Here is a 22186-nt window from a genome sequence, read left to right as displayed (position 1 = left end):
AGCTATAGCTTATCGAAGATTTCGCGGAACTCCCAGACACCGGATTTGCTGCAAAGCCATTCGGCGGCGCGGACGGCTCCGATGGCGAAGCTGCGGCGCGAGTGGGCGTCGTGGCGCAGTTCGATGACGTCGTGTTCGCTTTTTGCGGTGACGATGTGTTCGCCGTTGGCGTCGCCGACGCGTTGTGAATCGATGCGTACTTCGATGCCGGGCTGCACGGACTGGATGATCTGCTTGAGGGTGATGGCAGTGCCGGAGGGCGCATCGAGTTTGGAAGTATGGTGCGTCTCGCGGATGGAGAATTTGTAGCCTTCGATGCAGGCGAGCTCGGCGGTGAGGCGAAAGAGTTTTTGCACGCCGATGGAGAAATTGGTTCCGTAAAGCAGACCGCCGCTGCGGCGTTCGGCGATGGCTTTCAGCTCAGGCAAGTGCGCATACCAGCCGGTAGTGCCGACGACGATGCGGCAGCCGAGCGCGAGAACGGCGCGGATGTTTTCGACGGCGGCATCGGGTGTGGTGAAGTCGATGATCACGTCGACGCCGGCAAGGTTGGGCGCGGTGAGGGCCGAGGCGTGCTGATTTTCGTTGATGTCGAGTGCGCGGACGCCGTGACCGCGCTTGCGGGCGACTTCGGCGACGAGTGATCCGGTCTTTCCTTTGCCTAGAACGAGAAGAAGCATGTTCGATTCCAGCCTTCAGCCATTAGCTATCAGCTTTCAGCTTATCGTGAGGGCCCGGCCGCCTTGCTAGAAAAAACATGCACCAGCCGTCTCCGCAAACTGGGGCTGCAAGCTGAAGGCTGAGAGCTGACGGCTTGCTTACGAAATGACGGCGGCTTTGCGGGATTCGGTGTCGAAGATGGTTGGGTCGGGCTCTTTGAAGAAGGCGGCGTGGAGGGAGCGGACGGCTTCGTCGGCGTCGTCTTCTTCAATCATGAAACTCATGTTGATTTCGCTGGCACCCTGGGAGATCATACGCACGTTGACGTGCTTGATGGCGCCGAAGACCTGGGCAGCCATGCCGCTTTGCCCGCGAATATCTTCCCCGACAAGGCAGACAAGCGCCTTTTTCCCTTCGTATTTCACGTCGGCGAGCTGGCTGAGGTCAGCGGCGATGAGGGGTAGCTTGTCATTGGAGTCGACGGTGAGGGAGACGGAGACTTCACTGGTGGAGACCATGTCGACGGGGCACTGGTGCTTGTCGAAGATGTCGAAGATGGCCTTGAGATAGCCGTGCGTCATGAGCATGCGGCTGGCGACGACGTCGATGATGGATAGCTTCTTTTTGACCGCGATGGATTTGAAGGGACTGCTGCAATGCGGCGCGATGGAGATGATGCGCGTGCCTTCGTTGGCGGGGTTCCTGCTGTTGAGCACCAGCACGGGGATGTTTTTCCGGACCGCGGGCAGGATGGTGGCCGGGTGCAGGACCTTGGCGCCGAAGTAGGCGAGTTCGGCGGCTTCTTCAAAGCTGATGACCTTGACGCGGAGGGCGTCGGGGCAAACGCGGGGATCGCTGGTCATGATGCCATCGACGTCCGTCCAGATTTCGATGGCGCCTGCGGCGAGCGCTCCGCCGAGAAGGGCGGCCGTGAAATCGGAGCCGCCGCGGCCGAGCGTAGTGGTGATGCCTTCTTCGTTGGAGGCGATGAAGCCGCCAATCACCGGGATCTTGCCATGGTCGAGCAACGGGCGCAGATGTTCAACGGCGCGTTTCTCGATGGGGACGTCGAGAGGTGCGGCTTTGCCAAATTGCGAGTCGGTAACGATGACTTCGCGCGCGTCGACGTGGGAGGCGTTGATGCCGCGCTCGATGAAGGCGGCGGCGATGATCCGGCTGGAGAGACGTTCGCCGTAGCTGACGACGAGGTCGGAGATGCGCGGCGTGAGTTCGAGAATGGCAGCGAGGCCGCGGAGGATTTCGTCGAGCGAATCGAATTTCTGCTCGATGAGATTGCAGAGCGCGGAGGCGTCTGCCGGCGTCTTGATGAGGGCGCATGCGGTGTCGCGGTGGCGTGCGCGCAGGCGGGAACTGATGGCGAGGGCGCCGGTGCGGTCGCCTTTGGCTGCGGCGGCCGCTGCGCGGAGAAGCTGGTCAGTGACCTTGGCCATGGCGCTGACGACCACGACGGTTTGTTTGCCGGCGGCGACGCGGCCCGCGACGATGGAGGCGGTGCGGTTGATTGCGGCCGGGTCTTCCACCGAGGTGCCGCCGAATTTCATCACGACCAGGCTCATGCGAGCATTCCTATCGTTCAAGTGAGCAAACCGGATTAGGGCAGAGTCACAATGCTGCCGACAGTCCTTCAATCACGGAATCAACTGTTTCAATCGTCTTCTTGCGCTGCAACGATCCTGACTTGTCAGACGGGGCCGCGGGGTCCAGTTTGCCGAGGCTCCTGAGCAACTCCGCGTTGAGGATGGCGGCGCCGGCGGCTCCGCGAATGGTGTTGTGCGAAAGCAAGGTGAACTTCCAGTCAAGCACGGTACAGGGGCGCAGACGGCCGACGGTGACAGCCATGCCGCGTCCGCGATTGCGATCGAGGCGGGGCTGGGGACGGTCGGGCTGCGGTGCGAATTCGATAGGCTGCTCGGGAGCCATGGGAAGATGCTGCAGCTTGAGGGGTTGGAATTCAGACCAGGCGGCGAGTATGTCCTCTTGGGAGACGGGTCGGCGGAGTTTATCACCGAGCTTGATGGAGACGTTCTCGGTGTGGCCGTCTTCGACGGCGACACGGTTGCAGTGTGCGCTTATTCTTGCGGCAAGTGGGGTGACGTGGTTGCCGTCGAGATGGCCGAGCAGCTTCAGCGTTTCGGCTTCCATCTTTTCTTCTTCGCTGCCGATGTAGGGGATGACGTTGCCGAGGATGTCCAGGGAGGGGACGCCGGGGTAGCCTGCGCCGGAGATGGCCTGCATGGTGGTGACAAAGATCTGTTCGATGCCGAAGCGTTCTTCGAGGGGCTTGAGGGCCATGACGAGGCCGATGGTGGAGCAGTTGGGATTGGTGACCATGTAGCCGCCGGATTCGCGGCGCGAGGGCTGTTCTTCGATCAGGTGCAGGTGGTCAGCGTTGATTTCGGGAATGACGAGGGGGACGTTGGGCGCCATGCGGTAGGCGCTGGAGTTTGAGACGACAGCACAGCCGGCATTGGCGAATTTCGGCTCCAGCTCGCGGGCTATGGCGGCGTCGAGTGCGGCGAAGATAATTCCAGGTGCGCCCTGGGGCTCGGCGGGTGAGACGGTCATGCGCGCGATGCGATCGGGAAGAGGGGTGTCGAGGCGCCACTTTGCGGCTTCGCCGTAAACCTTGCCGCTTGACCGGTCGCTAGCGGCGAGCCAGGTGATTTCAAACCACGGATGGTCTTCGAGCAGTTGAATGAAGCGCTGGCCAACCATTCCGGTCGCGCCCAGGATGCCAATTGGATATTTGTTTTGCATGACGAGTGAACACTTCAGTGTACAGGAAGGGAGGACAGGGAACAGGGACAGGGGTCAGGGTTCAGGGGATAGGCGAACGCCACGTATTGGGGGTGTGGAACACGGAGAATTGACCTTACGGAAGCAGGAACAGAGAACCGGGGTCAGGGATTGGCAAAGCGCTGCGATTGTGCCCGTAAGCCCCATCATGTATTGTTGTTGCCAATTTTTGTGTGGGATCGATTTGCAGGCTTCGATTCAATAAAAATGTCAGTTGCGCCTGTGGTGTGTATGATGGACGACACAGCAGGCCACCGTTCCCCCGCTACCTGCCCAGGGTGTTAGAGTGCCGGATCAAAGCCGGCTTCCCAGCTTCGCTCGCCCGCTGCGAAGCTCTCACCTGGAAAGGCAGGCATTTACGAGCGTTCATCTGGTTAATCCCAGCGACAATTCCTTTGGCACAGCAGTCATCACTCCGCGTTGGCTGTTTGTTCTTGCGGCGGCGACGCCTGAATTTGCAGGGACCCCCATCCTGGTGGATGAATCTCTCGAGCAGATTGTGCCGGAAAGCATTCAACCGGGCGATATCGTCGGCATCAGCGTGCACACCGGCAACGCGTTGCGCGGTTACCAGGTTGGCCGCATGGCACGGGCACGCGGCGCATGGGTAGTATACGGCGGCATTCACGCCACGTTATTTCCTGAGGAAGCACTGGAACGTGGCGAAGCGCATGCGGTGGTGAAGGGCGATGGCGACATAGCCTGGGGTAAGGCCGTAGCGGACTGCATCGCCGGTGCTCCGGAGAGGATTTACGAAGGCGGCCGGATTGAAGGCACGCAGTTTCTTGCGGCGCGATGGGACCTGATGCGTCCCGACAAATATATGTGGGCGTCGGTGCAAACGATTCGGGGATGCCCGAAGCATTGCTCGTTCTGCAGCGTGTGGCGAACGGACGGGCAGAAGCCGCGTCAGCGGTCGTTTCAAAAGGTGATCGACGAGATCGTCAGCCTGCGGAGGCTTGGGTTCCGGTTCATTGCGCTGGCCGATGACAATTTCTATCCGGTGACGCTGACGGATCTGCGCCTGGCGCGGGAGCAGAAGAACTTTGCCAAGGTGGACGAGCTGACTCAGATTCGCAACGAACGATTCCAACTGATGGAGGAACTCGCGAAGCTGCCGAAGGACATGGTGTTCTACACCCAGATCACCATGGAAGCGGGCGAAGACGGCGACTACCTCGATGCCATGCGCAGAGCCAATATCAAGGGCGCGCTGGTCGGCGTTGAAGCGGTAACGCCGGAAGGACTGAAGGCGGTCTTCAAAGATTGGAACTACTCCGGCGAGGCGCTGGCGAAGCAGTTACAAACATTCAAGAAGCATGGTGTTCACGTGCTTGGCTCGTTCATCTTTGGATTGCCGACCGACAAGCCCGAGACTTTCGATGCAACGGTGCAGATGGCGCTGAAGGCGGGCGTGACGTTTGCGCAATTTGTGATGATGACGCCGTTTCCGGGCACGGTGGATTTTGGCCGATGGGAGAAGGAACAGTCGACGCATCCGACGATGGTGGGCGATGTGCCGATTACCCGCTACTGGCTGATACCGATCGAGGTACGGCCAAAGATGTTTACACCGCATCCCTCCATGAGTTCCGATGAAATTCGCGAGCGTACGCAGCGGGTGTGGGACCGGTTTTACAACTGGAGCGCCATCTGGGAGCGATCTGCGTGCACTCCCAATCTGCGCGCGCGGCTTGCGTTCATTTTCCTTTCGAAGCTCTACCGGCAGATGTATGCGGGCACGGGGATTTCGACCGACAGCGCGCGCCGCAAGAAATCGAAGAGATGGGCGCGATGGACCGCGAGGCAGTGCAAGAAGCTGTTCCAGGCCAAGCCGATGCCGGAACTGCAGTTGCCGTCGTGGCAAACTGCTGCGGCTGGCGTGGATTCACACGCGGGGATTGATTTTCCACGTGTGAGCACACCGTTCGTCGTGCTGAGGGAAGAAGAGTAAGAACAGCGGGATGCGTGCGGATCAAGGGGATTCAGGCGCGCTTAATCTGCCGCTGAAGTTTCGGCTGGCCGCTTGGGATTGGCGGCAATATCGCCGACGACCGTGGTCCATTCGCGGACGTACCAGCGCTTGACGATGCCGCTGGTGACGTAGGGGTCGGCCGTGGCGAATTTCTCCGCGACCGCGGACGAGTCACCCTTGAAGAGAAGCAGAGCGCCGTCGACGGGATTCGCCAGCGCGCCGCCGAGGATGAGTTCGCCGCGCTCGGCTGCTTCCCAGCCCAATTTCAGGTGAACGTTGCGGAACTCTGCGCGGCGGGTTAGGTAGTCGTCGGCTACTTCGTAGAAGAGCAGGTAGTGCATGGGAGGATCCATTCCTTTCTTTTGGCTGAGACGCGGTTTAACCCAAAGGCCGTTGCAAGCGCAAAAGCAAAGCTTCAGAGTATCTGCTTGAGCACGACGGATACCGTACGCGTGTTTGCGCCGCGGCGTACGGTGAGGTGGAGAATGGTGCCGGCGGCCCGGGTGAATGCGGACACCATGGTGATGTCGGTTGGCGGCTTGCCGTCGATCTTCGTGATGACATCCTCTTCTTTCAAACCGGCTCTCGCACCAGGGCTGCCGGGGAGGACGGTCTTGATTGTCAGGTGCTCAGGATAATCATCGAGCATGAGGCCAACGCGGTTGAAGACGTCGGGCTTGCCATAGTTCGCATTTTTCTCGAGGTACATTTTGCCTTCGGGGCCATCGAAAACGATGGTGAACTGGCGCAGGATGTGGAGACCGATGTTGCCGGCTACGGTGATGGACGACTCTGCGCCCAGGATGTCTGTGGAGAGAACGGTAATGGGACGGACCATTTCAAAATCGCCGAGCTGGAGGGTGTCAGCGCGGGTATAAAAACCGTGGTCTGATCCTCCGAACCCCTCGCCGGCATAACCCTGGATTTTCGCGTGATAGTGCCGGACAAGCTTGTGCTGCTTTACGAACGGGGCAAAGAGGGACAGGGAATAGGAATCGCCCGTGTCGATGCCGAAGAGGCCGTCGATGCCGTCAACCGTGGCCTCGGCAAGAAGAGCGCCATCTTTGGGATGGATCAGAACTTCGGTCCCGTGTCCAGTGTAGGTAAATCCCTGCTTGGAGTAGAAGGTGATTTCCTCTTTCTCAAAGTCAACGCGGATGGGGAGATTCTGCAGCAGAAGATCACCGACGAAGATGCCGTCCTGATCCTGGGTTACGGGCGTGTCGACCACGGCGAACCATTGATCGGACATGGTGAGGTCGCCGATCTTTACAGTGTCGACTTTCACAACTTTTGCCGGCACCATCCCTCCGCCAGCATTGAGCGTGGCGGAGCCTTCGAGCTTAAGGCCGAGGCGTTTGGCGAGGCTGGCGGTGATCAGGTTTCCGGAGCCGGTGTCGAAGATCGCATCAAAGGGTCCTTGGCCGTTGATGGTGGCTTTGAGTTCAACGCCGTTTTTGGCCGGCACGGTGACGGCGCGTGCAGCGGCAGCGCTGGCTGTGGCGCGCGCCGTTTTCTGGGCAAGAGTGTTTTGCGCGACCATGGCAAAAGGGAGGAGCGCCACGATGCAAGAAGCAACGCCGGTTGCCAGACGGGTGAGAGTCCTTGTCTTCAAAGAGCGCCTCTAATGCAATCCTAAAAGACTCTCCGCTGTTTGTGCGTGTGCTTCTGATTGGTGGCGATCGGAAGCGCGCAATTGCTGCGAAGGGTGTTCGCCACTAGACTGGTTACGAGTGAACTCGCGAACAGCACAACCCCCGGATATCGAAGTTCCGATGCGCGCACTGCTGGCCGGTGCACGTCGCAAACAACCTGCGCTAGTCGAGCTTGCACGGAGGCTGGTGGAGATTGAATCACCGTCGGATGCGAAGGCGGCTGTGGATGCCTGCGTTGCACTCGCAGCCGAAGCCGGGCATGGACTGGGCGGAGGCATCAAGCTGCATCGGCGGCGCAGTTACGGCGATGTGCTGGAAATGCGGTTCGGGCCGCGCGGAAAGCGCGATGGGAAGAAACCAATTCTGCTGCTGGGACACCTCGACACGGTTTGGCCGATCGGCACGTTGCGGAACATGCCGTGCAGAATTGCTGACGGGCGTTTGTGGGGGCCGGGCACACTGGACATGAAGGTTGGCGTGGCGATGGCGCTGACTGCAATTGAAATGCTGGCCGAGGCAGAGCTGCTGAATCGCGAGGTTGTTATGCTGCTGAACAGCGACGAAGAAATCGGCAGTCCGGTGTCGCGGCCGATCACGGAAAAGACTGCGAAGAATTGCGGCGCGGTGTTTGTGCTGGAACCGGCCCAGGGACTGGCCTACAAGACGGCGCGCAAGGGAACGGGGAACTGGCGCATCGATATTCGGGGAGTGGCTGCGCATGCCGGTGTCGATTTCGGAAAAGGCGCCAGCGCGCTGCGGGAGCTGTCGCGCGTGATTGGGACCGTGAGCGACTGGACGGAGTTGAAGCGCGGCCTGACGGTCAGTGTTGGCGTCGCCGGCGGTGGCAGCAAGACTAACGTGATCCCCGCCGAAGCCTTTGCCGAAGTGGACGTGCGCATCGCCAGAACTTCCGACGGCCGGCGAATCGAGCGCAGGTTTGCATCGCTAAAAGCGGCAGACAAGCGGTGTGCTCTTGCTGTGACGGGCGGCATCAATCGGCCGCCGATGGAGCGGACGCGGGGAACGGCAAAGCTGTTTGCGCAGGCCCGCGTACTTGCAGGCGAACTTGGTTTTGCTCTTGATGAAGCATCCACGGGCGGCGCCTCGGACGGCAATTTTACTTCGGCTCTCGGCATTTCGACGCTTGATGGGATGGGCGCCGTGGGCGAAGGTGCGCATGCCAGCCATGAATCTGTTGTGCTCGAGCACCTTGGGCCGCGCACTGCGCTGCTCGCGGGGATGCTGGCGCAATCAAGTTGATTACTTATGCTGCGTTCTGGCGCGGATTACCATGACATCGGAAGCGGAGGTTGATTTTCATGCGTCGTTTCTCTTCCTGGATCGCGATCGGAATCGTATTGACTGTGACCGGCGTTGCCACATCACAGACTCCCCCGCCGTCGCCGTCGGGTGTTGACGCAATCATGGCCTATGCAGGGACATGGAAGGTGCATGGCGAGCACTTTGCGACGGCTTACAGCCAAGTCGGCAAAGAGGACAAGACGCTGCGCAACGATTGCTGGAAAAGCGGCGCATACGTGGCATGCAACCAGTATGTCGACGGGGATTCGAAGGTCCTGCTGATCTTTACGTACAACGACAAAGACAAGATGTACACGACGTACCAGATTCCGCAGGGTGGCGAAGCCGCGGGCTGGGGGCGCCTGCAGATCCAGGGGAACATCTGGACGTTTCCCTGGCAGGTGACGCAGGGCGATACCACGATGTATTTCCACGTGGTGAATGTTTTCACCGATACGGATCACATCGACTACGCACAGGAGTTCTCACCGGACAATGTGCACTGGACGCCGATGGCGAAGGGATCGGAGACGCGGGTTTCGAAGTAGGGATGATTGCAACAGGGAACATCGCTGAGGGGCTAAGGCCCGCAGTTTTATTGGCCTTTTGCAGCACGACTGAAGTCATGCCCTGATACAAACCAAGCCCTCGCCGAGTTTTCCGCAGCCTCTGAATTCGTGGCCTGACACACACCTCCTTAAGCGTTCCGGAATGACGAAAGTGGTGCCCATTCAGAACTTTTTTGGATATCTACTTCTAGCTTGGGAAGGTGAGGGAGTCAACGCACCGGGTGGAAGGCGTAGTTCTGGACAAAGAAGTACGCGGCGGTCATGAAGCCAATGGCGGCGACTGTCCTGCGCATGATGGCCTGGTTGATCAAGCGGCTGTAATGCGCGCCGATGTAGCCGCCCAGCGCTGCCAGGAATGCCATCTCGAGACAGAAGCTCCAGTGAACGCGGCCTGCAAGGATGAAGGAGACGGCGGGAATCCCGATAGAAACTGCCGCGGTGAGCACTTTCAGCGCATTCATCTCGTGGATATCGTGAACGCCGCAGATGCCAAAGAGCGCCATAACGAGGAATCCGCCGCCGGCGCCGAAGTAGCCGACGTACACGCTGACGATGATCATTCCGACGATGAGAAGGGTGTTGTGGCGCTCGCCGCCGGAGCGAGTCTGCAGCCAGCGGCCCAATGGGAAGCTGAGCACAAACATGATGGCCGCAAAGAGCAGGAGCCATGGCAGCAATTGGCGGAACATGTGGTTGGCGGTTCTTAACAACAAAAAGCCGCCGAACCACCCGCCAATGCCTGACGCGATGCCGAGGGGAAGCAACTCCCAGCCGTATTCGCGCAGTTCCTTGCGGAAGGCGATGAGGCCGGTCAGCTGGCCGGGCCAAAGAGCGACCGTGTTTGTAGCCTGTACGGTAATTGCGCCGATGCCGACGGCGGCTGCGCTATCAAAAAGAGCAGGAAGCGAAAGGAAGGATCCGCCGCCGGCGATGGAATTGAGGACGCCCGCAAGGAAGGATGCGGCGGGCAGCCACGAAAGATGAAGAAGCTGAAGAAAGATTTCGACCATGAGTTACTGTAGCGATTGGGGCATAAAGCCCCTATAAGATTTCGGGATTCCAGGCCGCTCGGGAGGGGTTTGGAGCGGCTGTTACACTCCCGATGAGAACAAATCGGAGCCCTCTTTCGCAATGAAACAATTCATCGCTGTCGTAATTATTTCTGGAGCTTGCACTCTGGGCGTCGTCGGCTGTCATCATCCAAAAATGACCCAGGTGCAGACCCCCAAACTACCGCCGGCACTTGGGGACAGCCTTCCACCTGGAGTACCACCGGTTTCTGGAGATATAAAGACAGCATTTGCATTGCGGTATCAGGACATCGATATCGGCACAGGCGCAGAAGCCGAGCCTAACAAGATCTATAAGGTGAACTACACGGGCTGGCTGGCCGCAGACGGGCACAAATTCGACTCGTCGTACGATCTAAGACCCCGGTGATGGGCAAGGACGGCAAGCCGGAGATGGACGCGGATGGCAAGCCCAAGATGAATGATGGCGAGCCCATCAGCTTTCCGCAGGGTTTTGGGCGCGTGATCCCGGGCTTCGACCAGGGATTCGCGGCGATGAGGATTGGGGGCAAGCGCAGACTATTTATTCCATGGCAACTTGCGTACGGCGCGCGCGGCCGCCCGGGACCGAATGCGGCGAACCCCGGCATTCCGCCCAAGGCGGACCTGATCTTTGACATTGAGCTCGTGGACGTGACCGAGATGCCCGCGCCACAGGTTAGACCTGGGATGATCAACGGGCCGAATGGCCAGCCGATGCGGAGGATGCCGAACCCGACAGCGCCGGGAGCTGCGCCTCCGGCGGGAACTCCGCCTCCGGCTAGTGCGCCGGCAACTCCGCCGCCCGCGAGCACAACGACGAATCCGCTTCCGGCGGGCAAGCCGCAATCGAAGTGAGGGATCAGGCTGCGCCTGGAGTTTCCGGTTCAGGCAATTCCGCCGTGGCCGCCAGGAGATGGCGCGTGTAGTTTTCGCGTGGTGCGCGCACAGCGATTCGGCCTCGCCAAGTAACGAATGGATTCACCCGAGACGATGCGGCGTTCGCTCGGGCTCAGTCCAGCTTGGGGTGCAGCTTGTTGAAGCCCGTGGCTTGCTGATACGCGTTGGCGAAGGCGGCGAGTTTGGCGTCCTGGTATAACGCAGCGAGGAACGTAATGGAGACCGGCGTGCCAGGTCCGCCGATATTGTCGTTCTCGCCATCATAGGTTTTAGGCGGCGTGGGCGCATCGTTGCCGCGCAGGCCGTTGGGGACGATGAGAGCGGGATGGCCGGTGAGATTGGTTGCCAGCAACTGTTGTCCGCCAGAGGGCGCGACGATGATGTCGACCTTTTCGAAAAGCGCGGAGACCTGCTGGACTGCGAACGTGCGTGCGCGATTTGCCTGGATGTAGTCGACCGCCGAGTAGAAGCGCGCGACGCGAAAAGCGTTCGGCCAATCTTCAGGGCCCTGTTCAGTGAGAAGGCGGTCGCGGCCGCTCAGTGTGAGGTCGTCGAAAGCGGCGGCAGCCTCGGCGGTGAGCAGGGGCACCATCGCACCGTAGGGAAGCTTGGGCAACTCGACGGGGATGAGGTTGATGTTCATGGAACGTAGCGCGTCGAGGGCGGCAAGGTCGTAGCGGCGATCGTAGTCGCGACGGGCGCGCCCGACTCTACGAGCGGCTTCACGTTTTTCGCGCTCCGTTTTCTGTTCCGCAGTTTCACCGGGTGGCGGCGGAGGAAGCTTGAAGGGCGGCGGCTGGTCGAAATCGCTTTGGAGATAGCCGACGCGCAAGGCATGGATATCCAACCCGGGGTTCCAGTCAAAGGGAGCGCGATGCACGGAGGTATCCTGGCCGTCGGGGCCGTGGATCGCGCTGAGAACGAGTGCACAGTCTTCGGCTTTGCGGGCAATGGGCCCGAGCTTGTCCATCGTCCAACTGAGGGCCATGGCGCCGGTGCGGGGCACAAAGCCGAAGGTTGGGCGCAGGCCAGTGGCGCCGCAGCGCGTTGAGGGCGAACTGATGGAGCCGAGCGTTTCAGAACCGATTGCGAAGGCGACGCATCCCGCAGCCACGGCGCTGGCGGGACCGGCCGACGATCCGCTCGACCCCTGCGCTGGGTTCCACGGATTGCGTGTCTGGCCGCCGAACCACTTGTCGCCCATGGCCAGCGCACCAAGCGTGAGCTTCGCGACGAGCACCGCTCCGGCCGCATCGAGGCGCTTGACCACGGTTGCGTCTTCATCGATGGTCTGATGCTCGAAGCCGCCCGCTCCCCATGTTGTGGGGTAGCCCTTGACGGCGAGCAGATCTTTTGCGCCCCAGGGGATGCCGTGCAGCGGGCCGCGATATTTGCCGGCGGCGATTTCAGCGTCGGCCGCTTTGGCCTGCGCGAGCGCTCGCTCCTCAGTGAGGGTGATGACGAAGTGCAATTTGGGGTCGTAGCGCTTGAGGCGAGCAAGATACATCTGCGTGAGTGCGAGCGAGGTGATCTTGCGCGCATGGAGAAGGCCGGCGAGATCGCGAATGGGCGCGAAGGCCAGCTGTTCGATTGGCGGAGCTTCCGGTCCGTCGACCATCCCTAATACAGGCAGAGCCGTTGCGCTCGAAGCTTGGTTGTCGCCTTGTGCCGCTGATTCCGACGTCGCAGGCAAAGGATGAAAGACGAAGGCTGGGGCAACGGAATTGGGCAGGTTGAGTTTGCGAATGGCTTTGATTGAGCCGTTGTCATCGGTGAGCCCCTCGATCATCACTTTCTTCTGCTCGTCGGTGAATGGACCTATGCCGGCCAGGATCGCGGCCTGGTCGATCAATTCAGGCGTGATCTTCGGCGGCATCGATTGATCCATGTACGCCGGTTCCTGGGCCTGCGATGCAAGCGTGTACAGCACCCCGGGAAACAGGGCAGACGTGATTCCAGCGCGACTACAGGCAGCGAGAAAACCTCGACGGTCCAGGTGCATTGGATGTCCTCGTGAGACGGGGAATAGTGCTTCGCCAACTATAACCGAGCGAATCCGGAATGGACGAGGATCGTCAGGTCGTCAGACGGTCGGGAGAGATGGCGGCGAGGGGCCATTGTCTGACTTTGAGAGCTGTTTCCGTTATCAGCTCGATCTGAAGCTCGGTCTTGGCTGGCTGGAGGGTGTAGACGCGGCTGGTGAGCGCTTCGCGGCCCGCGATGAATGATTCGATCACGGATGCATCGATGAAGATGCGAAGGACGTCGTCGGATTTTAGTCGTGAAGGGAGCGCGAATTCTATGCTGCCGCACGTGACAAGATGCGCGGAAGCATCGAGCAGCAGTTCCCAGACCACGCTGCCCTGTGTGAGGAGGCGAACCGCGACTTTCGGCTTCGCGTCACCGATTGAGATTAGGAGTTCTCTCCGGAATGCAGTCAGGGTTTGCTTGAGTGGAGCGCCAGGTTGCAACGTTGATGACTCTTCCGCGCCGCGCAGGGTTTCGACCTCGACGGCGGGGTTCATCTCAAGTTCGTCGTCACTGTTTATTGTGAGTACACGGGGAATCGACATGGCGCCGGACCATCCGGCTGGGGCGAACTGGGCTTCGGGACGCGTTTCGCGAATCCATCCCCAAAGGATGCGACGGCGGTCGGGAGCGAGAAAACTTTTCGGTGCGTAGTAGGAGCCGTGGTCGAGCACGCCGGTGCGCATGGGGATGTAGAGGTGGCGGAGCGTGTCGTATTCGCCAGTCGTCCAGAAGACCTGGTTCTCTGTTGAGTAGAGCAGGCAGTGATGGCCGTTTACGGCGAAGAAGTCAGGACACTCCCACATCTCGCCGCTGTCGCAGGGATTGACGGCGACCAGGCCGTTTGGTTTGCCCTGGACAAGTTTATGCAAGTATTCCCAGTGCCGCAGATCGTGAGAGCGATAGAGCAGGACGCAGCCTCCGATACCGCGCTCGCCGGACCCAATGCCCAGATACCAGGCGTCGCCTTCACGCCACGGGCAAGGGTCGCGGAAGCCGGTGACGTAGATGCCCTGCGGCGGGGTTGCGATGATGGGTGTCTCGAGCTTCTTCCAATTGAGAAGTTGATCGTCTTCAGCGACAGCGAGCATTTGCGTTTCGCGGAGCTTGTCGTTGCCGTCGTGGATCGTGGTTTCGGAGGGCGGAGCATTCTGCACGCCGGTATAGATGAAGGTGGGCTTGCCATCGAAGACAACAGCAGATCCGCTGAAGCAGCCTTCGCTGTCAGCGCTGCCCGGCGTTGGAGCGAGTGCGATGGGCAGATGACGCCAGCGGATCATGTCAGGGCTGACGGCGTGGCCCCAGTGCATGTCGCCCCATACGGCGGCGTGCGGATTGAGCTGATAGAAGAGGTGGTACTGGCCTTTCCACCAGATGGGGCCGTTGGGATCGTTCATCCAGTTGTGCGGCGGCATCAGGTGAAGCTCAGGGCGGAGAGGGTCGTGCGCGATGTCGGCAAGTGGGGCTGAGAGCGCGGCGCTTTGGCCGCGGGCCAGCAGGATCCCGGTTGCCGTTCCCAAACCGAGCGACTTCAAGAACTGACGCCGATGCTGCTTCATCCGGCAGAGTCTCCCCTGCAACTATAACGCCGCGCACGGTGCCGAAAGTTTCGCGATAGCAGCGCAACAGTTCCGCAGGTGAGGTGTTTCAACTGGAGAAGCACTCCACCGTCGTGTCGGGTGCCGAGTTATATTCGAGGTCCACTATGCGTAAAGCACTTGCAATTGCTCTACTGACACTTCCTCTTGTACTTGCCGGCTGTGCCGAGCACGAGAGGGCATACTACTCAGCACCGTACGCTCCAGCGCATGAACAATTTGGGGAGCGTGGGTTTCACGATGGATTTGAAGCAGGCCGCCACGATATGTCGAAAAGCTGGAGGCCTGACGCAGATAGGCACGGCGACTTCCGCAATCCGCCTGTACCGAGGGGCGCGGTGGATGAATACCGTCACGGCTTTCACGACGGGTACGAACGAGCATTTCGCGGCCAGGGTTATCGGTAGATGTTGACTGCACACGCGGCGAGCCTGCCCGAGCCCAGGGCTCGCCGCATGATTTATTTTGCTGTCAGCTTCAGCGTGTACGCATATTTGCATGGCGCTCCTGGCGGGAGCGTGACTTCAAGCGCGTCTGAAGCCTGATTGAAGGTGACCTTCTCAGAAGAGCCGAGCAGCTCAACGTTGCCTACGGGCATGGAACCGCCTTCGTGTGCGCTTCCGAGTGCATGGATGCTTGCTTTTCCGTCGGTGGGACAGGCCATTCCGATGGCGTAGACGGTATTTCCCTTTGCCGTGAAGCGAAAATCGGCGGGCGTGTACGGCTTGACGTCGGTGTCGTGGAAAGCGCCACCCTTTACCTCGGTTGGCCCCTCGCCGAAAATCTTCCACGGCGTGGTGGCGTAGATAGCTTCGCCGTTGACCTTGAGCCATGCGCCCATCTCGAGCAGCGTGGTGCGGACTTCTTCAGGTACGGTCCCGTCGGAGCGAGGGCCGAAGTTGAGCAGCAGATTACCATTCTTGCTGACGATGTCCACGAGTTGATGGACGAGGAATTCGGGCGACTTGAAAGTGTCGTGCTCGATGTATCCCCACGATGCATTGCTGATGGAGGTGTCGGTCTGCCAGTGATCGGCGATGATGTGATCCTGCTGTCCGCGCTCGAAGTCGCGCGTGCCGGACTTCCAGTTGAGTGAGTAATCCTTGAAATCGACGACGCCGGTGTAGCCGTGGGCGGCGGCGAAGTTGTAGTAGAAGGCTGTGAATTCGGTGACGGCGCGACGGAAGTTGGGCTGCCCGATCCACCAGTCAAAGTAGACGATCTCGGGTTTGTATTTCTCAACGAGTTCGGTGTCGCGCGCTAGCCAGTCGCGCGTCCAGGCGTCGCTGACGTATGTCCAATCGTCGTCGAGGCCGTGCGCGTCTCCCGGTGCGGCGAACCATTGGTGCGCGGGGCCGTAGAGAGATGCGTACTTCGGATCGTTGACGTCGGAGCGGGTGGTGCGGCCGAAGGAATAGAAGAAGTTGTGTTCCGCGCGGTGGGAGCTGAGTCCGAAATGCAGACCTTCAGCACGCACGGCGGCAGCAAGTTCGGCGAGCGTGTCGCGTTTCGGTCCCATCTTTACGACGGTCCAATCGGAGAGGTGGGAGTCGTACATGGAGAAGCCGTCGTGATGCTCGGCAACAGGAACCACATATTGCGCGCCGGAGGCTTTGAAGAGCTGTGCCCATTCAGTGGCGTTGAAGTGCTCGGCGCGGAAGAGTGGGATCAGATCCTTGTAGCCCTTTGAATCGTCGCCGTTCGCGAAGTGCTGTTTGAAGTTTTTGTAGGCGCCATTCTTTTCGTCGTACATGCTGCGCGGGTACCACTCGTTCTCAGCGGCTGGAACGGAGTAGACGCCCCAGTGGATGAAGATGCCGAATTTTGCGTCCTTGTACCACTGCGGCTGCTGATACTTGATCAGCGTGGCCCAATCGGGTCGGTAGGGGCCATCGTGTGCCTGGCGGTCGGCTTCGGCGACAAGCCGATTGCGCTCCGCGTCGTACTTGCTCACCGATTGCTGCCATTCGCGATCGATCTGCTCGGCGGATTTTACGTCCTGCGTTGGCGCGAGAGGATCAGATGCCGGCGGAGGCGCCTGGGCAAAAAGAAGGGGAAAGACAACGGTAAAAATTGCAGGGAGAAGAAACTGACGGATTTTCATACGCGGGAATCGTAATTGATTGGAGAGGGCGCTGCAAACGCTTTCATTTCGATTACAAGTTCTCTGGAAAAAGTTCTTGACATATGCCGATATGGGAATATATTTGATTTCATGATGGCTCGAGCGGCGACAACCTCGGATGCGTTCAATGCAGTAGCAGAGCCGCGACGGCGGGAGATCCTGCTGCTGCTGGCAGACCGCGAGCACTCGGTGAACGAGATTGTGGCCGTACTGCGCGTCGATCAGCCTTCCGTATCGAAGCACCTGCGCGTGCTGCGGGACGTGGGGCTGGTAAGGATGCGGTGCAATGGGCGGCAGAAGCTGTACAAGACAAATGCAGAGGGCATTCGGCCGTTGCACGAGTGGGCGTCGGAGTTTGAGCGCTACTGGAGCCACCAGTTGAATCGTGTGAAGGAGCGGGCCGAGAAACTTGCAGCTGCCCGCAGGGCGACGGAATCAGGCAAAACCCCAGACACAAAGGAGGGTCAATGATCGTTAACGCTACTACCGCTATTGAGGATCTGACCTTGCTCGTGGAGCAGGAGATTCATGTGCACGCATCGCTGGAGGACACCTTCGCCGCGCTGCTGGAACAACTCGGTCCCGGGAACGAGGTCGGTGAAAGAGGGCCGATGCCCATGGTTCTCGAAGCCTGGCCAGGCGGACGCTGGTATCGCGATCTCGGCAGCGACAACGGGCACTTCTGGGCGCATGTGCAGGCCATTAAGCGGCCAACGCTGCTGGAATTTTGCGGGCCACTGATGATGTCGCACCCGGTGACCAACAACGTGCAGTACAGGCTGAGTGAAGAGCCGGGTGGAACGTTGATCAAGTTCCGTCATTCCGGATTTGGGTTGGTTCAGGAAGATCACCGCAAGGGCGTTGTCGGCGGATGGAGCTACATCCACGGCAAAGTGCGCGAGCGCGCGGAAGGTTCGATCACGAAGTAACCCTGAACTGCCGGACGATCGAAGGCAAAGAAATTTCCCCCAGGACACAAGGAGGTCCCTATGTCGATTACTCAAACGCTCATCGGTGAATCCATTGCGCAGGCGATGCTTGCGGAATTCGAAACGCAGGAACCCATTACGCGCAGGTTCCTCGAACGGCTCCCGGAAGACAAACTGACCTGGAAGCCGCACGAAAAATCCATGACGGCGGGCCAACTGGCCTTCCACATCGCATCTACGCCGGGCGGTCTTGTCCGCTTTGTGCAAACCAACCCCGCGCAAGCTCCAAACTTTACGTTTCCGCAGCCGGCGAGCTGCCAGGAAATTCTGCACGCCTTTGACCAAAGCGCGGCTGCGGTCCGCGAGATTCTCCCCACGATTGACGATGCGGAGATGGCCGAGACGTGGCGCCTGATAGCAGACGGGAAGGAAGTGCTGGCGCAAGAGCGCGGGTTGTTTCTGCGCGACGTGATGTTCAGCCACATTTACCAGCATCGCGGCCAGTTCAGCGTCTACCTGCGCATCCTGAATATTCCTGTACCGGCGAGCTGGGGACCGAGCGCCGACGAGCCGCCATTGTTCATGCAGAGAGGCTGATCCGGATCGTCGAGGAGGAGCCTATGTGCCCGTTCTGCCTTGCTACCGCTGCCGTGGTGGCCGCGAGCGCCTCCGGAGCCGGCGGCGTTGCAGCGCTCTTTACCGGCAAGATGCTGCGGAGAGCGAATCGACAAATCTTCACGAAAACGACCGACACGAAGGAGGTTCAACATGGCCACGATGACAACGGCCCCGAAGCTCGAGAAGGTGGTATCGCACAGCGAGTGGATTGAAGCGCGCAAGGCGTTTCTAGCGAAAGAGAAAGAGTTTACGCGACTGCGGGACGAACTCAGCCGGCAGCGCCGCGAACTGCCGTGGGAGAAGATCGAGAAGGATTACGTATTTGAAGGACCCCGCGGCAGGGAGACCCTCGCGGATCTGTTTGACGGGCGCAGCCAGCTGCTGATTTACCACTTCATGCTTGGCCCGGGGTGGGCGGCTGGATGTCCGAGCTGCTCGTACATCTCCGATCAATTCGATGGGATGACGATTCACCTGGCGCATCGCGACGTGACGCTCGCCGTGGTTTCGCGCGCTCCATATGCGGAGATTGATGCATTCAAGGAGCGCATGGGATGGAAATTCCACTGGGCATCGTCGTTTGGTTCGGACTTCAATTTCGGCTATCACGTTTCGGCAACCGCGGCAGAGAAGGGGACAGGGACGGCCGATTACAACTACGCCATCACGAGCTTTCCCAGCGAGGAACGGCCGGGAGCGAGCGTGTTCGTCAAGGATGCGGACGGCGAGATCTACCACACGTATTCGACGTATGCACGCGGGCTCGACATCCTGATTGGGACGTATAACTTCCTGGACCTTGTGCCGAAGGGACGGGATGAAGCAGGAATGGCGCACTCGATGGCGTGGGTTCGCCATCACGACAAGTATGACGGCGGATACTTTGTCGATCCGAACCAGAAATACGAGCAGCCGAAGACGGTGAAAGCGGGATCGTGCTGCTCTGGCGAGCACCATGGGTAGCGCGATTCGTTCCTGCTCCCCGCGAAGCCGAGACATCGCGAAGATAGAGCAGGGCCGTGGATAATGCCTGTCCACGGCCCCGTTTTTATTGCTACGGTTGCGACTTGCCGGCGTCGCTGGCAAGTTTTTCGGCGCGGGCCAATGCGTCGGAACGTTTCTGTATCTCGGCCTTCATGGCGGTTGCACCCTCTTCGTGCCGCGGTGGGTGCTTGGCGAACTCATCGAGGCGTTTTTGGCCTTCGCTGACTAGAGTATTCACAGTGGTCTGGGCCTTCGGCATTACTTCGTGGAAGTGCGCGATCTCTTTCTGCGCGGTTTCGGGGTGATAGCCGATGCGGTCTCCAGTCTGCATCGCGTCGATCAGGAGGTCGGGTGGTGCGGCAACTGGCGAAGTCGTGTTGAGCGCGTTGTAAGTTTCACGCAAGCGTGCCATCGCACCATTGAAGCCGTCGAGTTCATTGCGGCGGGCTATGAGGCCGGCGGCGCGACGAACTTCGATCGTGACCTTCGATGAGGTGCTCAGGCGTTCAACTGGAATGATGGTCGTGAGCGAATTGCCATCGAAGCTCCAGCCACCTTTGCCGGTGGGGCCAGCCTGCTTGACGGCAACGCCATTGACCGTGACCGATGCGGGCGGCCAGTCCGCGGGCAACTTCAGGGTGTAGCCACGATCTTTCAGCATGCCTGTGAAGCTACCTTCAACCGGGCCGATCTCAACGCGCAGCGTGTCGCCGGTTTGCGCAGCCTTGATGGGCGTGTGCGTGAAGACACCGTGCTGATACTCTTCGGCGACACCGTTGTCTTCGTAGAGTGTGTAGCTCGAAGCGGTCCCGGGATCGAGGGGCCAAACATTGACGATGAGGGGATCGACAGGTTTTTCGCCGGTGTAGCTCATCTCCGGTTGCATGGGCACAATGGCTCCGGCCTTGAGATAAACGGGCGTCTGCTCGATCGAGAAGCTGCGATCGGCGGAAGTTGGCCCGGTGAAGTGCTTGCCGGTCGGCCATTCGATCCATTCGCCTTCGGGTAGCCAAACCTTCTCTGTCGCAAGACCGGAGGCTTTGTCGCCCGGAGTCACAATGGGTGAAATCAGCATCTGGTCGCCAAAGAGATACTCATCCTTATTGTCGTAAGCTTCGTTAGCCTCAGGCCAGTCGTAGTAGAGAGGGCGCAGAAATGCGATGCCAGTGTCGTATGTTCGCCGCGCCTCAGTGTAGATGTAGGGCTGCAAGGCATAGCGCAACTGAAAGGTTGCACGAAGAATGGACGAGAAGGGCTCAGGATAGGCCCAGATGCGCCGCTCCGATTCCGGATTCTTGGTGGTGTGGGTACGCAGGATGGGACTGAATGCGCCGAACTCGACCCAGCGGGTGAACAACTCGGGATCGACCGCGCCAGGCATGTGGCCGCCAATATCGTGGCTCCAGTAGGCGTAGCCGACGTTGGCTGCGGTTGCGGTGAACCAGGGCTGGAAGGCCAGCGAATCCCAGACAGAGACAGTGTCGCCGGAGAAGCCGATCTGATAGCGATGGTTGCCGAGGCCGCCCCAGCGATGGAAGAGGATTGGACGCTTGCCCTCGCGCTCCTGGTCAGTGAACTGCACGTAGTTGATCCACCAGGTTGGCTTGACGCCGGGCATCTTGGTGTTTTGCTCCTGTTGCCAGTCGAGCCACCAGAAATCGATGCCCTGTTTCTCAAGCGGATGAAGGACGAGCTTGAAGTAGTTTTCTGCGAACTTTTTGTTGGTGATGTCGTAGGGAACATACTGCTTCGTTGCCGGGTCGATACCCATAGCTTTGGCCATCGCCGGATACGATGCCTCCCACGGCTGAATGCCGGAGGCGGGATGCAGATTGAGGCTCGTCTTCAGGTGATTCGCATGCAGCCGATCCAGAAATCCCTCCGGATCAGGGATGAGCTCCTTGTTCCATGTGTATCCGCTCCAGCCAAGGAAATGGTGCGACTGATCTTCGTTGTTTTTATCGCCATAGCCCATCGCCTTCAACTGTTCCATGCTGATGTGCCAGCCCATGTCGATTACGAACACATCGAGCGGCGTGGAGTTCTCGTGGAAGCCACGGATGATTTCTTCAATCTCCTGATCGCTGTAGTCCCAGTAGCGCGACCACCATGTGCCGAAGGCGAAGCGCGGCGGAATCGGAATGCGGCCGGCAACTTTGACGTAGTCGCCGAGGGCTTTGCGGTAGTCGTGGCCGTAGCCGAAGAAGTACAAATCCTGTCGCTCGCCGGTGGGGCGTTCAATGACCCAGGGCCAGGGACTCTTCTCGCCTTCTTTGAAGCTGAAGTTTGCAGAATCGAAGAGCGGCCTTGTCGAGTCGTCTACAAGCGCCCAGCCGGAGCGGGAGACGAGGCCCTGCTCAATCGGTTCGCGTGTTTTGGAACCAAGCGCCCCATCGAGTGTACGCGTTGTGCCCTGCAGGTTTTCGGGGTCCGTTTCGCCGGGATGCCATGTTACCGGCTTGCCATCTACGGTGAGCTCGATGGAGAGATTCTCGGAGGTGAACCGGCCATTTTGACCGGCCGATGCGTCATATATGAGTGTGAAAGCGGACGTCTTTATAGTCAGCTTGTGATCCGCTTCATCCTTTGAAAACTTGGGGACGGGTAGGCGCCGGTTGATGAAGACGAATGAGGCGTGGTCTTCAAACTTGCCATCCGTGGCCCACTCCATGCGGATCAACTCCGGGGTGAGAACGGTGAATCTTGCATTGCCTGTCACGACAACGGCCTTTGGATCGGCAACCGGATCATCGGCGGCCCCCCGCGGTGTGTGCTGCATGCTTGCCGGAGCTGCTGTTTGCATTAGCGGTTGTCCCGGTGCATGCGTTATCGCTTCCTGCTGGGGCGCCTGCGCCGACATTCCGATGGTTGAACTGACGACGAACCCGATTGCGGCGAAGTGAAGCAAAAAAGAAGTACGCACGGATTTCTCCTCTGTTTTTAGTCCATGGGAAGGCTACCACCGGAGGGCGGACGG

The 22186-nt window shown here is 59.7% G+C and carries 20 protein-coding genes; 10 read left to right on the top strand and 10 right to left on the bottom strand.

Features of this window, described 5'->3' with window-relative positions; all coding sequences use genetic code 11:
* Window positions 1-2: 2 nt before the first annotated feature.
* The 3 genes from dapB to asd form a co-directional block, all read right to left on the bottom strand.
* Window positions 3-680, bottom strand: a complete 678-nt coding sequence (gene dapB, locus WCA10_RS01560) for a 4-hydroxy-tetrahydrodipicolinate reductase (RefSeq protein ID WP_472820721.1) — start codon at window positions 678-680, stop codon at window positions 3-5.
* 138 nt (window positions 681-818) lie between these two features.
* On the bottom strand, window positions 819-2237 hold the full coding sequence (gene lysC / locus WCA10_RS01555) for a lysine-sensitive aspartokinase 3 (protein WP_472820720.1): 1419 nt from the start codon (window positions 2235-2237) through the stop codon (window positions 819-821).
* A 46-nt stretch (window positions 2238-2283) separates the two neighbouring features.
* On the bottom strand, window positions 2284-3438 hold the full coding sequence (gene asd, locus WCA10_RS01550; RefSeq protein ID WP_472820719.1) for an aspartate-semialdehyde dehydrogenase: 1155 nt from the start codon (window positions 3436-3438) through the stop codon (window positions 2284-2286).
* Window positions 3439-3763: 325 nt separating this feature from the next.
* Here asd and WCA10_RS01545 point away from each other — a divergent pair, with 325 nt between their 5' ends.
* Window positions 3764-5431, top strand: a complete 1668-nt coding sequence (locus WCA10_RS01545; protein WP_472820718.1) for a B12-binding domain-containing radical SAM protein — start codon at window positions 3764-3766, stop codon at window positions 5429-5431.
* A 41-nt stretch (window positions 5432-5472) separates the two neighbouring features.
* Here the strand turns inward: WCA10_RS01545 and WCA10_RS01540 are convergent, their stop codons facing one another.
* Together WCA10_RS01540 and WCA10_RS01535 are read right to left on the bottom strand one after the other, a co-directional pair.
* Window positions 5473-5805: a YciI-like protein gene (locus tag WCA10_RS01540; protein WP_472820717.1), complete on the bottom strand. Its 333-nt coding sequence runs from the start codon at window positions 5803-5805 to the stop codon at window positions 5473-5475.
* A 62-nt stretch (window positions 5806-5867) separates the two neighbouring features.
* Window positions 5868-7067, bottom strand: coding sequence for a retropepsin-like aspartic protease (locus WCA10_RS01535; protein WP_472820716.1), 1200 nt, complete (start codon window positions 7065-7067; stop codon window positions 5868-5870).
* 160 nt (window positions 7068-7227) lie between these two features.
* Between WCA10_RS01535 and WCA10_RS01530 the strand changes: the two genes are divergently transcribed.
* Together WCA10_RS01530 and WCA10_RS01525 are read left to right on the top strand one after the other, a co-directional pair.
* Window positions 7228-8367 carry a M20 family metallopeptidase gene (locus tag WCA10_RS01530; protein ID WP_472820715.1) on the top strand — a complete coding sequence of 380 codons (1140 nt, stop codon included), beginning with the start codon at window positions 7228-7230 and terminating at the stop codon, window positions 8365-8367.
* 59 nt (window positions 8368-8426) lie between these two features.
* The gene (locus WCA10_RS01525; RefSeq protein ID WP_472820714.1) at window positions 8427-8957 is read left to right on the top strand and encodes a hypothetical protein; all 531 of its coding nucleotides are present in this window, start codon (window positions 8427-8429) and stop codon (window positions 8955-8957) included.
* Between the two features lie 230 nt (window positions 8958-9187).
* Here the strand turns inward: WCA10_RS01525 and WCA10_RS01520 are convergent, their stop codons facing one another.
* On the bottom strand, window positions 9188-9988 hold the full coding sequence (locus tag WCA10_RS01520) for a sulfite exporter TauE/SafE family protein (RefSeq protein ID WP_472820713.1): 801 nt from the start codon (window positions 9986-9988) through the stop codon (window positions 9188-9190).
* A 121-nt stretch (window positions 9989-10109) separates the two neighbouring features.
* Here WCA10_RS01520 and WCA10_RS01515 point away from each other — a divergent pair, with 121 nt between their 5' ends.
* Complete coding sequence (locus WCA10_RS01515) at window positions 10110-10418, top strand: FKBP-type peptidyl-prolyl cis-trans isomerase (RefSeq protein WP_472820712.1); 309 nt, start codon at window positions 10110-10112, stop codon at window positions 10416-10418.
* Entirely contained in the window at window positions 10418-10885 is a 468-nt protein-coding gene (locus tag WCA10_RS01510; RefSeq protein ID WP_472820711.1) for an FKBP-type peptidyl-prolyl cis-trans isomerase, read from the top strand. The genes WCA10_RS01515 and WCA10_RS01510 overlap by 1 nt, the downstream gene beginning before the upstream one ends.
* Window positions 10886-11039: 154 nt before the next feature.
* On the opposite strand, the gene WCA10_RS01505 is transcribed toward WCA10_RS01510, so the two are convergent.
* Together WCA10_RS01505 and WCA10_RS01500 are read right to left on the bottom strand one after the other, a co-directional pair.
* Complete coding sequence (locus WCA10_RS01505; RefSeq protein WP_472820710.1) at window positions 11040-12929, bottom strand: amidase; 1890 nt, start codon at window positions 12927-12929, stop codon at window positions 11040-11042.
* Between the two features lie 73 nt (window positions 12930-13002).
* Window positions 13003-14514: a glycoside hydrolase family 32 protein gene (locus WCA10_RS01500; protein WP_472820709.1), complete on the bottom strand. Its 1512-nt coding sequence runs from the start codon at window positions 14512-14514 to the stop codon at window positions 13003-13005.
* A gap of 146 nt (window positions 14515-14660) precedes the next feature.
* Between WCA10_RS01500 and WCA10_RS01495 the strand changes: the two genes are divergently transcribed.
* On the top strand, window positions 14661-14960 hold the full coding sequence (locus WCA10_RS01495) for a hypothetical protein (protein ID WP_472820708.1): 300 nt from the start codon (window positions 14661-14663) through the stop codon (window positions 14958-14960).
* A 53-nt stretch (window positions 14961-15013) separates the two neighbouring features.
* On the opposite strand, the gene WCA10_RS01490 is transcribed toward WCA10_RS01495, so the two are convergent.
* The gene (locus WCA10_RS01490; protein ID WP_472820707.1) at window positions 15014-16657 is read right to left on the bottom strand and encodes an alpha-L-fucosidase; all 1644 of its coding nucleotides are present in this window, start codon (window positions 16655-16657) and stop codon (window positions 15014-15016) included.
* 111 nt (window positions 16658-16768) lie between these two features.
* Between WCA10_RS01490 and WCA10_RS01485 the strand changes: the two genes are divergently transcribed.
* The 4 genes from WCA10_RS01485 to WCA10_RS01470 all read left to right on the top strand — a co-directional run bounded on the left by WCA10_RS01485 (window position 16769) and on the right by WCA10_RS01470 (window position 19188).
* Complete coding sequence (locus WCA10_RS01485; RefSeq protein WP_472820706.1) at window positions 16769-17149, top strand: ArsR/SmtB family transcription factor; 381 nt, start codon at window positions 16769-16771, stop codon at window positions 17147-17149.
* Window positions 17146-17607, top strand: coding sequence for an SRPBCC family protein (locus WCA10_RS01480; RefSeq protein ID WP_472820705.1), 462 nt, complete (start codon window positions 17146-17148; stop codon window positions 17605-17607). The genes WCA10_RS01485 and WCA10_RS01480 overlap by 4 nt, the downstream gene beginning before the upstream one ends.
* Before the next feature lie 60 nt (window positions 17608-17667).
* Complete coding sequence (locus WCA10_RS01475; protein ID WP_472820704.1) at window positions 17668-18204, top strand: DinB family protein; 537 nt, start codon at window positions 17668-17670, stop codon at window positions 18202-18204.
* Between the two features lie 171 nt (window positions 18205-18375).
* Window positions 18376-19188, top strand: a complete 813-nt coding sequence (locus tag WCA10_RS01470) for a DUF899 domain-containing protein (protein ID WP_472820703.1) — start codon at window positions 18376-18378, stop codon at window positions 19186-19188.
* 91 nt (window positions 19189-19279) lie between these two features.
* Here WCA10_RS01470 and WCA10_RS01465 read toward each other — a convergent pair whose 3' ends face one another.
* Window positions 19280-22132 carry a glycoside hydrolase family 31 protein gene (locus WCA10_RS01465; RefSeq protein ID WP_472820702.1) on the bottom strand — a complete coding sequence of 951 codons (2853 nt, stop codon included), beginning with the start codon at window positions 22130-22132 and terminating at the stop codon, window positions 19280-19282.
* Between the last annotated feature and the right edge of the window lie 54 nt (window positions 22133-22186).

The organism is Occallatibacter sp. (assembly GCF_049582745.1).
Taxonomy (GTDB): domain Bacteria; phylum Acidobacteriota; class Terriglobia; order Terriglobales; family Acidobacteriaceae; genus Telmatobacter.
This window is presented reverse-complemented; position numbering and strand designations above follow the sequence as displayed.